Consider the following 14,480-nt stretch of genomic DNA (forward strand, 5'->3'; position numbering starts at 1 on the left):
CAGCCTTACCAAGCGATCCTATAAGCCTTAATTTAGTTCCCACCTAAAAACAAGTGGGGACTTAATCCATGAACATGGATATATATTCAGCAACACCTCCTGTTGCTAAAAAACGCAGAAAATACAGCAAAGAATTCAAACTCAGTATTGTCAATGCCTGTAAAAATCCTAATACCTCGATCGCTTCGGTCGCACTGCAACATAGTATTAATGCCAACCTTGTCAGTCGTTGGATCAGGATCTTCAGCCATCATGAGGGTGCCGTACAGGATCCTACTCATGTGAATCCAGCATTTATTGCTTTGCCTTACACTGCTGCAATCAGCCAACCTATTGATGAGAGAATCACGTTGTGTATCACCGTGCCTCATACGAATAATGATATTCAGCTAAAATGGCAGACATCAGAAATACCTGCCTTGGCAGAATTACTCAAGGCACTTGCAACATGATCCGCATTGATGAAATCTGGTTGTCTACTCAGCCCATGGACATGCGTGCAGGTATGGATACGACCATGGCTCAGGTGGTGAGAGCCTTTGGCTACATCAAACCGCATTGTGCTTACCTGTTCTGTAATAAACGTGGCCATCGCATGAAAGTACTGGTACATGATGGACTGGGCATCTGGCTGTGTGCCCGGCGGCTGGAACAGGGCAAATTTCACTGGGCTCAAGTTCACCAAGGTGAAACCGTGGCCCTCAGCCCGGAACAGTTACAGGCACTGATCCAAGGTTTGCCCTGGCAGCGCATTGGACGACAGCAGGTGGTGACGATGCTCTAAACTAGGTTGGTCCATTCTGCTATTCTCCAAACGTTCTATTTCATTCTTCTCATGACCTCAGGCATACTGCGGTCATGAATACGCTGCCTGACTTAAGCCAACTGACCCATGAACAACTGCTGGAATTCACCCGGCAGTTGGCGCTGCAGCATCAGTCTCTAGCACAATCAAACCAGCAATTAGATGCCAGAGTTCAACATCTTGAAGTCACCAATCAGCAATTAGATTCTAAAGTTCAACATCTTTCTATTCTCACTCAAAAATACGAGCATGAACTGGCGCTGTTTAAACGGCATAAGTTCGCCCAGAAGAATGAACACTTAACGACCAAACAAATCCACCTGTGGGACGAAGCGGTTGAAGAAGATATTGCCGCGGTTGATCTAGAATTAGAACGATTAAATGCAGATAAAACCGATGCAGCGACAGAGAAAGCCACAGTCAACAAACCTAAACGTCGACTGCTGCCCGATCATCTACACACCATTCGTATTGAGCATGAACCAGCATCAACCCAATGCAGTTGTGGCTGCCAGTTACGTCGTATCGGCGAAGATATCAGTGAAAAACTGCATTTCAGACCGGCACAGTTCTATAAGGAACAGCATGTGCGTGGTAAATGGGTCTGTGATCAGTGTGACACCCTGACTCAGCAAGCGATGCCCGCCTATGTGATTGATAAAGGCATTGCTTCACCTGAACTGCTCAGCCATGTGTTGGTATCGAAATATGCCGATCATTTGCCGCTGTACCGTCAACGTCTGATCTATCAGCGGGCGGGAATCGAACTTTCTAGATCAACTTTATCTGACTGGATAGGTCGCTGCGGTGTAGAACTGGAGCCTCTGGCCAATGCCTTAAAAGAGGTGGTACTACAACAGCAGGTGCTGCATGCCGATGAAACGCCGGTCACCATCATGCGGATGGGTGAGAATGATAAAAAACCGAAGAAAGGTTATGTCTGGGCCTATGCCACTACACAGTACAATCCAGTTCAGGCAGTGATCTATGACTTTCAGGATAGTCGTTCAGGCCAGCATGCTGCAGAGTTCTTGAAAGGCTGGCAGGGCTATCTAGTCTGTGATGATTACAGTGGTTATAAAGCACGCTTTAAATCAGGCCAGGTCATAGAGGTGGGCTGCATGGCCCATGCACGTCGTAAATTCCATGAACTGCATGTGACCGGGAAAAGTCAGGTCGCTGAACAGGCATTGGTGCTGATTCAGAAACTGTATGCGATAGAAGCAGAGCTCAGGAAAAAGACCGATGGTACAGCGGAAGACCGCCGCGAATACCGACAACAGCATAGTCAACCAGTGATGCAACAACTATATGAATGGCTCAACCAATATCATCTGACAGTGCCATCGAGTTCTCCCACCGCCAAGGCGATCAATTACACTCTGAAGCGTTGGCCAGCTTTAAGTCGCTATCTGGATGATGGCAATCTACCTATTTGCAATAATTGGGTCGAGAATCAGATGCGTCCCTGGGCGTTGGGGCGCAAGAACTGGCTGTTTGCAGGTTCGCTGCGCAGTGGTCAGCGAGCGGCAAACATCATGACGTTAATCCAGTCAGCAAAGCTAAATGGGCTGGATCCGTATGCCTATTTAAGTGATGTGCTGAAAAGGCTGCCGACACATAAAGTGACCCAGATTGAAGAGTTACTGCCACACTGCTGGAAACCTAAATCGAATTAAAAATTGGTATGGGATTCAGCGGACGCTTACTTTGTTAATTAAGATTTGAATTTCTAGCTGCAGTAAATCAATTTCACCTTTAATTAATTTTGCAGCTGCATCACGTCCATCAGTAATATGTTCTAAATTATCTGCTAGTGTATAAGTGGTTGAAAGTTTTCTATGTAATTCACTTAATTGTCCAAGTGCTTGTTGTACTTCTTTACGCTCTGCTTGTGTCATGCCTGTTAGGAGCATGTCTCTTATTTTCCCCATAAAAACAACTCAAAAAGAAAATATGATTGAATGTTACATGATTTGATAATTATTTTAATGGTGATAAGATATATCTTAATTAAATTTAAGATATATCTTTGTTATGTCAAGTATTCCTGATTCTGTCATTTCAGAAGAACGAGAAAACTCTCCCAAGCCACGTAAACGCCTCTTTGAAGCAGGGCAGATGAAGCTATTGGTACTGCATTTTGTGGCGCAGAACCCTAAATATAGCTATGACATTATCAAAGACGTGGCAGCGCTCGTAGGCGGAAACTATAAGCCGAGTACAGGTACGATTTGCCCAACTATTAATTATCTGGAAGAACAGCAGTTCATCACCTCAAAAATCACGACAGATGAACGTAAACGCTACAGCATTTCCTCTCAAGGCATTGAACATCTCGCAGCTCATAAAGACGCTATTGAGCTGATCCTGAGTCGCTTTGAAACCCGTCGACGTATTCAGACTGATGAGCGTTATAGTGATATCAACCAAGCGATGGAGAGCCTGAAAGCGTCTCTACGTTTAAAACTGCAAACAAACATGAGTGTTGAACAGATCAAAGAAATCGCCGATCAGATCGAACAGGCTGCAGCTAAGATCGCCCATTTATAAAAGTGCGATATGAAGCAAACCGTGAAAGCACAACATCATCTTAAAGAAAAGAAGTAAGTAAAAAGGTTATTTATGAGTAACAATCTCCCAAAATTCCATCCGAAACACCTGAACTGGCTCATGCCGCTAATTCTTTCCGGTATTATGAGTGGCGCAATTTCCTGCTTTAACATGTTCATTAACAAAGGCTGGAGTGACCAGTTTATTTCCTTGTGGCTGCATGCTTGGAGCCTGTCATGGCTGATGGCATTTCCATTGATTCTGGTGGTGTTACCGCTAGTACGTAAATTTCTGATGCAGTTTATCGAAATGCCAAAAGAAAAATAGTAAAAGTTGAAGCATGGGGGCGGGATAAATGGAGCCGGTTTAGTCCCGTTTTTCGCCCTGCCAAATGATCAAGCGAGCCAAAAACAGCATCAAGACTAAATAGACTTGAAAGGCTGCGGCAAACATCATGATCCAGCCACTATTTCCCGGTGTGCGCTGGGCATCAATCTCAATCAGCATACTGAAGGCAGCAATCACAATTTCAAGGCCAATCATTGCTTTTAGAAACCAGGGCCAGGGAAAGCGTAATAGCCATGTGACAAAAACCACCCCGATACAAGGCAAAATACAAAACAGCAAAATGATTTTTAAATCCATTTTTTATCATCCTGATCTCATTTTGATTTTTTAAGAAGATGACCTAAACCAGCTCATGTTGAGTTCCGCCTGTCCGGTATTCTCATCAATTCCTTGAGAGATGATTTGAAACCCCTGTTTTTGATAAAAACCAACGGCTGACGTATTGTCTGCATAGACATTCAAATGCAATTGATCATATTGCTGTTTTAAGAAGTCCACCAGGCTTTTGCCATAGCCAGCACCTTGCTGCTCAGGATCAATAAACAGCGCCGCCAGAACATTTTCTGCTCTTAATAAGGAAATAAAACCTAGAATGTTGTCTTGTTCCTTAATCACATAATTTTCTGACAAGGGCAGATACAGATCTCGCATTGGAATCAGCTGATTTTTCCAATAATCCGCAGGAATAAAATCATGGGCTTTAAGCGATGCCTTGAGCCAGATGTTCAGCATTGGATTAATATCTTCTGGTTTTGCTTTTTGAATTATTGTCATGAGTCGTTGTATATCAATTTACTAAATACTGTGCTGATTATACATAAGTCCATAGTTCTTCAATCTGCCGACTTTCTGTGTTCAAATAAACCGGAAATAGATGAAACGTAAAGATTAGGGAAAGAATTCATGTCGCAGCAAACCATGCAACAAGTCATCATTACTGAACCGGGTGGCGTAGAGAAACTGGCTTATGAAACGGTTGCCATTCCTGAACCTGAAGCGAATGAAGTGCTGGTTAGGGTTCATGCTTTCGGAATTAACCGTCCGGATATCTTGCAGCGTCAGGGTTTATACCCAATGCCCAAAGGGGTAACGCCTGTTCCGGGGCTAGAAGTGGCAGGTGAAGTGATTGCAGTTGGTAGCCATGTAAAATGCTTTCAGGTGGGTGATAAGGTTTGTGGCCTGACCAATGGTGGTGGCTATGCCGAATATTGTGTGGTCCCAGAAAGCCAGACTTTACCGATTCCAAATGGAGTGAGTTATGTACAGGCCGCGGCGATTCCTGAAACTTTCTTTACCGTATGGGCGAATGTGTTCCAGATGGGCAAAGCCAAAGCAGGAGAAACCGTGCTAATTCATGGCGGTACCAGCGGAATCGGAACCACGGCATTGATGCTGTGTAATGCACTCGGCATGAAAACTTTTGCAACTGTGGGTACGGATGAAAAAGTGCAGGCGATCTCGCATCTGACCACAGCGATTAATTACAAGACCCAAGATTTTGAACAAGTCATCAATGAAGCGACTGACAATGCTGGCGTGGATGTGATTCTGGATATCGTTGGTGCGCCGTATCTGGAACGAAACCTGAACCTGCTGCGTCGTGATGGTCGTCTGGTCTATATTGCTTTCTTGGGAGGTGCAAAGGCCAAAGAGGTCAAACTGGGGCAGATCATGATGAAACGTCTGACCATTACCGGTTCAACCATGCGTGCGCGTAATACTGAAGAGAAAGCAGAAATTGCCAAAGGTCTGGAAGAAACCGTTTGGCCATTACTGGAACAAGGTCAGTGTCTGCCAATGATTTATAAGACTTTCAAGTTTGATCAGATTCAGGATGCCCATGCAGCGATGGATACGGGCGATCACGTTGGTAAGATTGTGGTTGAAGTGATTTAAAATAAGCTGCTGTTATGCGGGATAAAATCGTCACGGTTTTATCCCTTTTTTATTTAAAGAATGGGTAAGCATTATTCAAGATTGATAACTTCCGCTTGAATAAACAGACTGATCTTTTTTTGTGCGGGATATGATATTTCTCACATAATAATCCACTTGCGCATACTCAGTTTTTACAAAATTATTTGTATATTTTGTGACCAAAAACTGACAGATTATGTCAGTTTATAGCAATGAAGTACGTATTGTTCTGGGCTAGAATATTTGTTGTTGAAAAACATGCGCATTTATGTGAAAAATATTTCGAATTACTTTTTTAATTAAAATTATTAAATAACAATTATTTATAGTTATTTCATTCAGCTGATTCTTTTGGTTCTGCCTATTAATGAGTGCATTTTTGAATTTTAAGTAAAAAACTGGTCGGGTTTTTGCAATGGTTTAAGCAAGACCATTCATCCAGTGGTCACTCTCATTTTGCTTGATCCGGGGAGAACAGCCATGTTGATTGCAAAAGGACCTTTTAAACCCATCCATCAAAGCCGGGCATTAGCACAGGTCATTCAGGCACGACTGTTTAATCGTGTGACATCCAAGCAAGCCAAAGTGTTTTATCTGGCCTTGTTAAATCTGGAAAATTATTTGAACCGCTTGGCGAAAGGTGGCAAACGTAAACGCCGTCGTTAATTCATTCTGTGAAAGATAGGAGATGGAGCTGATAGAAATATCAGTAGGAATCTATTTCACCGAATTTCAGGCATAAAAAAACCAGCTTACGCTGGGTTCTTTTATTACACCATTTTCATTGTCTAAAAATGGTGCCCGAGGCCAGACTCGAACTGGCACGCCTTGAAGGGCGGGGGATTTTAAATCCCCTGTGTCTACCGATTTCACCACTCGGGCTTTAACAAGATTGGAGGCGGAGGTCGGAATCGAACCGGCGTCCACGGAGTTGCAGTCCGCTGCATGACCACTCTGCCACCCCGCCGCGTCTTGTTGATGCGTATATTATCAAGCCCTGCAAAAAAAACAATAGTGTATTCATTCATATGCGCATAAAAACAGCATATGACGGAAAATATTCAGAATTATCATGTAGAATGTGCAAAATTGATTCATATCAACACTTGGGAGAAGTGCCGTGGCATTAGTTTTAGATGGTCGTGCATTGGCAAAGCAAATTGAGACTGATTTGTTAACTCGCGTTGAAGCGCTTAAAGCAAAATCAGGTCGTACTCCAATCCTTGCGACTATTTTGGTAGGTGACGATGGCGCATCTGCAACTTATGTTCGTATGAAAGGAAATGCTTGCCGCCGTGTCAGTATGGACTCTTTAAAAGTTGAACTTCCAAAAGAAACGACTACTGAACAGTTGCTTGCTGAAATTGAAAAACTCAATGCAAACCCAGATGTTCACGGTATTCTGTTACAACACCCAGTACCTGCTCAAATTGATGAACGTGCTTGTTTCGATGCAATTTCGCTTGAAAAAGACGTAGACGGTGTAACTTGCCTGGGCTTCGGTCGTATGGCGATGGGGGAAGCAGCTTATGGTTCTGCAACGCCTGCAGGCATCATGACCATCCTGAAAGAAAACAACATTGAAATCGCGGGTAAACATGCGGTGGTTGTTGGTCGTTCTGCGATTCTGGGTAAACCAATGGCGATGATGTTACTGCAAGCAAACGCAACAGTAACCATCTGTCACTCACGTACTCAAAACCTACCTGAACTGGTGAAACAAGCAGATATCGTGGTGGGTGCAGTAGGTAAGGCTGAACTGATTCAAAAAGACTGGATCAAGCCAGGTGCTGTGGTGGTTGATGCTGGTTTCCATCCACGTGATGGTGGCGGTGTTGGTGATATTCAGTTACAAGGTATTGAAGAAATTGCTTCTGCTTATACACCAGTGCCAGGTGGTGTAGGTCCTATGACGATTACAACTTTGATTCGTCAAACTGTAGAAGCTGCTGAGAAGGCTTTAGGTTAATAAAATCCTCCCTAACCCTCCTTTTTCAAAGGAGGGAATTTATGCGTAAGACATTTTTGTTTAGAAGCAAGTTCCCCTCTTTATTAAAGAGGGGTTAGGGGAGATTGAATAAAGATATAAATACCAATTAAAAGAAATCCAATGAGCTGTACTTTCCAATTTCCCCAAGCCCCTGAGCATTTACTGCAAGCCTTACACCAAGTCATTCCCAATTGTGAATTAATGGCACAACAGCTGCCGGAAACACCGATTTCATTGTGGTTGATTCCACCAGTATTTCCAACGGATAAGCTAGATGATGAAGTGATTCGCCGGATTTGGAACGATACACCGTATTGGATCTTCTGCTGGGCGTCGGGTTTGGCGATGGCACAGTGGCTCCTAGCAGAACCGCATCATGTCAAAGATAAAGTGGTGCTAGATTTTGGTGCAGGTTCAGGTGTCGTGGCGATTGCCGCGAAAATGGCAGGGGCTAAGCGTGTCATCTGCTGTGACATTGATCAGGTTAGTCTGGATGCCTGTCGTGCCAATGCTGAACTGAATCATGTCGAGCTGGAATATCTGGATGATCTGTATAAAGCAGAGCAGGTGGATATCCTGTTAGCAGCTGATGTTTTATATGACCAGTGCAACCGTTTCTTCCTTGATGAATTCCTGAAATTCGCTCCAGAAGTGTGGGTGGCTGACAGTCGGGTAAAAAACTTTAGCCATCCGAAATATGAAAAATTGGATGAGCGTAGCGCGACCACTTGGCCTGATTTGGATGAATCACCTGAATTCCGTAATGTGAGTTTCTATAAAACTTTATAAGCACGAGCAATACAAACAAAAAAAAGGGCATTTAGCCCTTTTTTCAAATCTCAACCATTAAGAACAGGTGAACTGAATCACGCGTAATGTACTTGGGCGAGCATTCAGTGCATCACGTACGCCTGGATTTTCGGTATTGTACAGGTCAGGCGTGTTACTTAAGCTGATTTGTGCGCGGGTATTACCTAACTGGCGACCATATTGCTGATCTGCCAGAGCAGTATTACTAATTTCATTGCTGCTTAACACAGTAACATTCCAGCTCTTCGATGAACCGAGTACCTGTCTGCAGGCTGACTGCAAACGTGCTTCATCTCTGCTGGCTTTGCCAGAAAGTGTATAACGCAACGTTGCGCTATTTGCACCCTGTTCAATCACTTCGTAGCCAGTCTGACCGTTATACGGTTGTGGGGTGGTTTGACATGCTGCCAAGCTTAAAGAACCGATTGCTACACCCAGTAAAACAACTGTTTTTTTCATCATGATGATTTCCCATATTTTTATCTGACAAGTATGCCATAGCAGTGAAAAAGCGGAATGGCAGCAAACATAAAATTCCAATAAAAAAGCTTTCCGAATGTTTCCACCCGGAAAGCTCCTAAAGCAATACAGTTACTTAGTCATCAGTAATCATGCTGTGCTTTTTGGTGTCTTTCATAAAGACATAAGTCAATAGTGACAAAGCAATCATGAAAGTAATGTAGTAGAAGAAATAGTTTTCATGACCGGCGTTTTTAAAGCTTAAAGCCACCAGTTCGGCAGTACCACCAAACAGAGTGTTGGCAATCGCGTAAGGCAGTGCTACACCCAGGGCACGGATATGAGCTGGGAACAGTTCAGCTTTCACCACCGCATTAATCGCTGTATAACCAGTCACAATCACCATACCACTCATGCATAGCATAAATGCAGTAGTTGGACTGGTAGTAGAACCTAGGCCATTGAAGATTGGGATGGTGAATAGTACACCCAGTACACCAAATGCAATCATAATTGGTTTGCGGCCGATGCGGTCAGAAAGGGCGCCAATCACCGGTTGCAGTAACATAAATACAAAGATGGCAAGGGTGGTGATTTCAGTTGCTGTGGTTTTTTCAAAACCAGAGGTATTGACCAGATATTTTTGCAGGTAAGTGGTAAAGGTGTTGAAGGCCAAAGTACCACCGGCAGTCAGCATGATTACGGTAAATGCCTGTTTAGGGTATTTGGTGAATAATGCAAGGGCACCAGATTTCGGACCACCTTTTTTCGCTTGTTCCACTGCCTGTTTTGCAGATTGGGTTTCAACCAGACCACGACGGATCCAGAATACGACAATCGCCAGGAAAGCGCCGATCAGGAAGGGAATACGCCAACCCCATTCAGTCAGTTGTGTTTCAGTCAACGTACGTTGCAGGAAGATCAGTACACAGAGTGCTAACAGCTGACCTGAAATCAGGGTCACATATTGGAAGCTTGAGTAGAAACCACGATGATTTTTACCCGCCATTTCAGTCAGGTAAGTGGCACTTGAACCATATTCACCACCGACACTGAGACCTTGCAGCAAACGCGCGAACAACAGCAGTGCAGGAGCCAGCATGCCGACCGAATCATAAGTTGGGGCACAGGCAATAATCAGCGAGCCGACACACATCAATGAAACTGAAAGGGTTAAACCTGCTTTACGGCCTTTACGGTCTGCGTAAATCCCCATAATCCATGCGCCAATCGGGCGCATCAGGAAGCCCAGTGCGAAGACAGCAGCGGCTTGCAGGAGTTTTACGGTGTTGTCACCATCCGGGAAGAACTGAGAAGCGAAATATAAGGTAAAGGCAGCGTAGACATACCAGTCGTACCATTCGACCAGGTTACCTGCAGAACCACCGAGAATGGATTTAACCCGTGTTTTACGGTCAAGCTGCGGTGCAACAGCTTCAGAAAGGGGCTGATTCACAACATTGCTCCAAAGGAATGCTGTAAAACACATCTTTTTTACATTTTCATTACTATAAAATCTAAAAAGGTATGTTTTAGTGAGAAGGAAAATGGGGAGATTTCATATACTTATACGCCTGCAACTTTTCGCTTTTTATAGGACTTTAGTCTTAATAAATAAGAGAAGTTTCAAATATTTTTATAAAACAAAAATTTACCATTTGTTTAGAGTAATTACTTGATTTTAATAATAGATTGATTGCCTAAATATTGTTCTTTAATGAATAGAGGTAGCGTTTAGAAAATATAGTTATTTAGATATAAAACAGATCAAAAAGTGGTGATGCCCTTAATCTTAAAGCAATAAAAAAAGGCCGCTTACGCGACCTTTTTATTTAAATCAGCAATTAAGCAGATTTAACAGCTTCCAGAAGCTCAGCTTGGCGTTTGATTAACGCAGCTGGCATACGGTCGCCTAATTTGTTGAACAATTCAGTGTGGCTTTCAAGTTCTTTGATCCATTGATCTTTGTCTTGAGAAGTTACTAGGTCAAACTGTTCTTTAGTGAAGTCAGAACCAGTCCAGTTCAACTGTTCGTAAGTTGGAACACGGCCAATTGGTGTTTCAACAGCGTCTGCACGACCTTCACAACGATCGATGATCCACTCAAGAACACGCATGTTTTGACCGAAACCAGGCCATACGAAGTTGCCTTCAGCATCACGACGGAACCAGTTCACGTTGTAGATGCCAGGAAGCTTGTTGCCAGCAGCAGCTGCTTTAGCACCAACTTTTTCACCCATTTCTAACCAGTGAGTGAAGTAGTCTGCCATGTTGTAACCAGCGAATGGAAGCATCGCGAATGGGTCACGGCGTACCACACCTTGTTGACCCACTGCAGCTGCAGTAGTTTCAGAACCCATAGTTGCTGCTTTATAAACACCGTCAACCCAGTCAAATGCTTCAGATACTAGAGGCACTGTGTCGGCACGACGACCACCAAAGATGAACGCAGAAATTGGAACACCTGCTGGATTTTCCCAGTCAGCATCAATAGAAGGACATTGAGCTGCAGAAACTGTGAAACGAGCATTAGGATGTGCTGCTTTTTCTTCGCCAGTGTGTGGTTGGCCTTTCCAGTTAGTCAGGTTAGCAGGCGCTTCTTTAGTCAGACCTTCCCACCATACTTCACCGTTGTCAGTTACCGCTACGTTAGTGTAGATCACGTCTTTGTGCAGGGTAGCCATACAGTTCGGGTTAGTTTTGGTGTTTGTACCAGGTGCTACACCGAAGAAACCAGCTTCTGGGTTGATTGCATATAAACGACCATCTTCACCTGGTTTGATCCAGGCAATATCGTCACCTACAGTTTCAATTTTCCAGCCTTCGTAACCTGCTGGTGGAATCAGCATCGCGAAGTTAGTTTTACCACAAGCTGATGGGAATGCCGCTGCGATGTAGTGTTTTTCACCTTGTGGGTTAGTCACGCCAAGGATCAGCATGTGTTCAGCTAACCAGCCTTGTTGACGACCCATGTAAGATGCAATACGTAACGCCAGGCATTTTTTACCTAATAGTGCGTTACCGCCGTAACCTGAACCGAAAGACCAGATTTCGCGAGTTTCTGGATAATGCACGATGTATTTTTCAGGGTTGCAAGGCCATGCAACGTCTTTTTGACCTTCTTCTAATGGTGCGCCAACTGTGTGTACACATGGAACGAATTCGCCATCAGTGCCAAGAACGTCATAAACTGCTTTACCCATACGTGCCATTTTAGACATGCTTACTGCAACGTATGGAGAATCAGTGATTTCAATACCGATGTGGGCAATATGAGAACCTAAAGGACCCATAGAGAAAGGAACCACGTACATAGTACGGCCTTTCATTGCGCCATCAAATAAACCGTTAAGGCGAGCACGCATTTCTGCAGGCGCTTCCCAGTTGTTAGTTGCGCCAGCATCTTCTTTATTTTCTGAACAGATAAAAGTACGACCTTCAACACGAGCAACGTCAGAAGGGTCAGAATTTGCAAGATAAGAACCCGGATGTTTTTCTGGGTTAAGCGCTTGCATTGTGCCGTTAGCGATCATCAAGTCGATGAGACGTTGATATTCTTCTGCGCTACCGTCACACCATTCAATTTTTGCTGGTTTTGTTAATTTAGCAATCTCTTCCACCCAGGCAATAAGCTTAGGGTGACGAACGAATTCTGGTGCGTTCACTTGGGTCATGGTGAGGCCTATCTCAAAAGTGTACAAATATGTACAAAGTATAGTCTGGGTGATGAAAATACCGCCCAGATGAAATATGAAAAAAAGTGGCTGTATTAAAGCATAAAATCACAAAAAAAATAAGACTTAAGCAGGGTTAGAGTGAAATTGTCACAAAATGCAATTCTTAAATTAAATGATTTAATAACAAGAAGATAGACGTGAGTGTAGTGCTGAAACTTTGTATTTATTTCAATGATGTGTAATATTTTATGAAGATATAACTTTAAAAATCAAAACATTATTATTTTGCGCCGAACGCAGCTCATCATTGATTAAATAAATGATGGTAATTCGAATTTTGCATAGACCCTATGAATGTGTTTAGAAATTATTCACAGTTGCTTAAGATTTTCTCAATTCGGTTTAATCTTTGCACTATATTGATTTTATATATTTTTTTTCTATTGTATAGAATGATTTAGGTATAGCTAAAAGGCTGAATTTTTATTGTGCCCAAGCGATTCAACTCACGTTGTTGAAGTATAGAGTTGGTATTAGGGTTCTTGGATGAAATTTTTAATCTTAACTTTTGTAATTTTTCTGACACAACTGATCGTCGTCTATAAATTAGCTATATAAACGCCAATCTCAACTTTTTAAGTCATTGAAATAAAAAGGACATAACCTCATTTTAAATCCGTCTATGAAAATAAAATTACAGTTATGTCCACTGAAGAATTTATCATCATTGTCTATTTAATCATAGAGGAAATTTACCCAACTATAGTCTCTGAACCATTAAGAAAACGTGGTTTTCCACCTGCTTTAACCGATATTGAAATTATCACAATGCAAATTGTTGGTGAGTGTCTCAAAATGGATACGGATAAAAGCATATGGATGTTTTTTAAAAACAATTACTTAAGTTGGTTCCCTCATTTAGGTTCATATCCTAACTTTTGTAAGCATTGTGCAAACTTATGGCAAGTTCATCAAAAAATCACAGCCCAATTAACTGCACATTATGGTCAGGATCATATTCATTTTATTGATGGATTTCCTATACCTGTTTGTCGTTATAGTCGAGCAAAAAGACACAAGAATTTCAAAGAACATGCAGGTTTTAGTTATTGTGCTGCACAACAAGAGAAATACTATGGTTTTAAAGGGCATCTTGTAATTAATTTGGAGGGTATGATTACTGGCTATACTTTCGCTCCAGCAAATGTAGATGAGCGTGATGTTGCACCAGAAATCACAGAAAATATTCATGGGTTACTAGGTGCAGATAAAGGTTACTTAAGACCCAGCTTGAAAGAATACTATAAATTTCAGTATGTTGATCTACAAACTCCTTTAAGAAAGAATATGCCGGACTCTAGATCTCAAGAATCAATGAGGTTGCTTATGAGAGCACGAAGGAAAATTGAAACGGTCATTGGTCAATTAACTGATCGCTTTAATATTCAAAAAGTAAGGGCAAGAGATTTATGGCATTTATCGCATCGTTTTATCAGAAAGATTTTGTCACATACGGTCTGCGTCGTTATGAATAAAAAATGTGGTTATTCGCCGATTCAATTTGAAAAGCTTATTTAAAGTTGAGATTGGCGTTATATAAATAAGTAGGGCATAAGGATCAGGCTTTAGTCAGTTGCCAAAAGGTGAATAACGCATATTCATCTCTTCCATGCGAATGCCTATCTAGCAGAACATTATATAATGTTGAAGTCTTAAGAAGAGAAGAATGAAAGAGCGAAGGGAACTTAAATCTAGATCTCTGGCGTAAAAGAAATTTACACTTTAGAAGTAGGTTATTTTGCTCAATTTTGACTTTAATGAGTTTCCTTATTTTTGTCTAAAACATTTCCTATAAAAGTCTCTAAAAGTGTTGTCACGCAAAGAAAATGATGAAAAATACTAAAGCCGGGTCTAATTCTGA

16 protein-coding genes and 2 tRNA genes are annotated in these 14,480 nt (G+C 42.3%); 10 read left to right on the plus strand and 8 right to left on the minus strand.

The window, feature by feature from the left end; all coding sequences use genetic code 11:
• Positions 1-68: 68 nt before the first annotated feature.
• The 3 genes from ABEF84_RS04740 (at position 69) to tnpC (ending at position 2,484) form a co-directional block, all read left to right on the plus strand.
• A complete protein-coding gene (locus tag ABEF84_RS04740; protein ID WP_001055585.1) occupies positions 69-452 on the plus strand; it encodes a transposase in 384 nt (127 codons plus the stop codon).
• On the plus strand, positions 449-784 hold the full coding sequence (tnpB, locus tag ABEF84_RS04745; protein ID WP_000618091.1) for an IS66 family insertion sequence element accessory protein TnpB: 336 nt from the start codon (positions 449-451) through the stop codon (positions 782-784). Before ABEF84_RS04740 ends, tnpB begins: the two co-directional genes overlap by 4 nt.
• Positions 785-858: 74 nt before the next feature.
• Positions 859-2,484 (plus strand): IS66 family transposase, encoded by a 1,626-nt coding sequence (tnpC, locus tag ABEF84_RS04750; protein WP_347452878.1) that lies wholly within the window; start codon positions 859-861, stop codon positions 2,482-2,484.
• Positions 2,485-2,499: 15 nt separating this feature from the next.
• On the opposite strand, the gene ABEF84_RS04755 is transcribed toward tnpC, so the two are convergent.
• Positions 2,500-2,721, minus strand: coding sequence for a hypothetical protein (locus ABEF84_RS04755; protein ID WP_347473783.1), 222 nt, complete (start codon positions 2,719-2,721; stop codon positions 2,500-2,502).
• Positions 2,722-2,842: 121 nt separating this feature from the next.
• On the opposite strand from ABEF84_RS04755, the gene ABEF84_RS04760 reads away from it, so the two are divergent.
• Both ABEF84_RS04760 and ABEF84_RS04765 read left to right on the plus strand, forming a co-directional pair.
• Complete coding sequence (locus ABEF84_RS04760) at positions 2,843-3,358, plus strand: PadR family transcriptional regulator (protein ID WP_347453735.1); 516 nt, start codon at positions 2,843-2,845, stop codon at positions 3,356-3,358.
• A gap of 72 nt (positions 3,359-3,430) precedes the next feature.
• Positions 3,431-3,685 (plus strand): DUF2798 domain-containing protein, encoded by a 255-nt coding sequence (locus tag ABEF84_RS04765; protein ID WP_347453736.1) that lies wholly within the window; start codon positions 3,431-3,433, stop codon positions 3,683-3,685.
• A gap of 39 nt (positions 3,686-3,724) precedes the next feature.
• On the opposite strand, the gene ABEF84_RS04770 is transcribed toward ABEF84_RS04765, so the two are convergent.
• The gene (locus ABEF84_RS04770; protein WP_347454387.1) at positions 3,725-4,003 is read right to left on the minus strand and encodes a hypothetical protein; all 279 of its coding nucleotides are present in this window, start codon (positions 4,001-4,003) and stop codon (positions 3,725-3,727) included.
• Positions 4,004-4,033: 30 nt separating this feature from the next.
• On the minus strand, positions 4,034-4,480 hold the full coding sequence (locus tag ABEF84_RS04775; protein ID WP_347453738.1) for an N-acetyltransferase: 447 nt from the start codon (positions 4,478-4,480) through the stop codon (positions 4,034-4,036).
• Positions 4,481-4,609: 129 nt separating this feature from the next.
• Here ABEF84_RS04775 and ABEF84_RS04780 point away from each other — a divergent pair, with 129 nt between their 5' ends.
• Positions 4,610-5,602 carry an NAD(P)H-quinone oxidoreductase gene (locus ABEF84_RS04780; RefSeq protein ID WP_347454386.1) on the plus strand — a complete coding sequence of 331 codons (993 nt, stop codon included), beginning with the start codon at positions 4,610-4,612 and terminating at the stop codon, positions 5,600-5,602.
• A gap of 501 nt (positions 5,603-6,103) precedes the next feature.
• Positions 6,104-6,289 (plus strand): hypothetical protein, encoded by a 186-nt coding sequence (locus ABEF84_RS04785; RefSeq protein ID WP_347453740.1) that lies wholly within the window; start codon positions 6,104-6,106, stop codon positions 6,287-6,289.
• 129 nt (positions 6,290-6,418) lie between these two features.
• Here ABEF84_RS04785 and ABEF84_RS04790 read toward each other — a convergent pair.
• Positions 6,419-6,505: transfer RNA gene (locus ABEF84_RS04790), tRNA-Leu, on the minus strand.
• 11 nt (positions 6,506-6,516) lie between these two features.
• A tRNA-Cys gene (locus tag ABEF84_RS04795) sits at positions 6,517-6,590 on the minus strand.
• A 153-nt stretch (positions 6,591-6,743) separates the two neighbouring features.
• Between ABEF84_RS04795 and folD the strand changes: the two genes are divergently transcribed.
• Both folD and ABEF84_RS04805 read left to right on the plus strand, forming a co-directional pair.
• Positions 6,744-7,592 (plus strand): bifunctional methylenetetrahydrofolate dehydrogenase/methenyltetrahydrofolate cyclohydrolase FolD, encoded by an 849-nt coding sequence (gene folD, locus ABEF84_RS04800; protein ID WP_347473784.1) that lies wholly within the window; start codon positions 6,744-6,746, stop codon positions 7,590-7,592.
• A gap of 141 nt (positions 7,593-7,733) precedes the next feature.
• On the plus strand, positions 7,734-8,402 hold the full coding sequence (locus tag ABEF84_RS04805) for a 50S ribosomal protein L11 methyltransferase (RefSeq protein WP_347453742.1): 669 nt from the start codon (positions 7,734-7,736) through the stop codon (positions 8,400-8,402).
• A 57-nt stretch (positions 8,403-8,459) separates the two neighbouring features.
• Here the strand turns inward: ABEF84_RS04805 and ABEF84_RS04810 are convergent, their stop codons facing one another.
• The 3 genes from ABEF84_RS04810 to ABEF84_RS04820 form a co-directional block, all read right to left on the minus strand.
• Complete coding sequence (locus tag ABEF84_RS04810; RefSeq protein WP_347454139.1) at positions 8,460-8,882, minus strand: hypothetical protein; 423 nt, start codon at positions 8,880-8,882, stop codon at positions 8,460-8,462.
• Between the two features lie 136 nt (positions 8,883-9,018).
• Complete coding sequence (locus tag ABEF84_RS04815) at positions 9,019-10,371, minus strand: MFS transporter (protein WP_404798866.1); 1,353 nt, start codon at positions 10,369-10,371, stop codon at positions 9,019-9,021.
• A 355-nt stretch (positions 10,372-10,726) separates the two neighbouring features.
• Positions 10,727-12,556: a phosphoenolpyruvate carboxykinase (GTP) gene (locus ABEF84_RS04820; RefSeq protein ID WP_347453744.1), complete on the minus strand. Its 1,830-nt coding sequence runs from the start codon at positions 12,554-12,556 to the stop codon at positions 10,727-10,729.
• A 705-nt stretch (positions 12,557-13,261) separates the two neighbouring features.
• Here ABEF84_RS04820 and ABEF84_RS04825 point away from each other — a divergent pair.
• On the plus strand, positions 13,262-14,137 hold the full coding sequence (locus ABEF84_RS04825) for an IS982-like element ISAba825 family transposase (RefSeq protein WP_000102417.1): 876 nt from the start codon (positions 13,262-13,264) through the stop codon (positions 14,135-14,137).
• Positions 14,138-14,480 lie beyond the last annotated feature (343 nt).

The sequence above is a fragment of the Acinetobacter sp. ANC 7912 genome (genome assembly GCF_039862785.1).
Classification (GTDB): Bacteria; Pseudomonadota; Gammaproteobacteria; order Pseudomonadales; family Moraxellaceae; genus Acinetobacter; species Acinetobacter thermotolerans.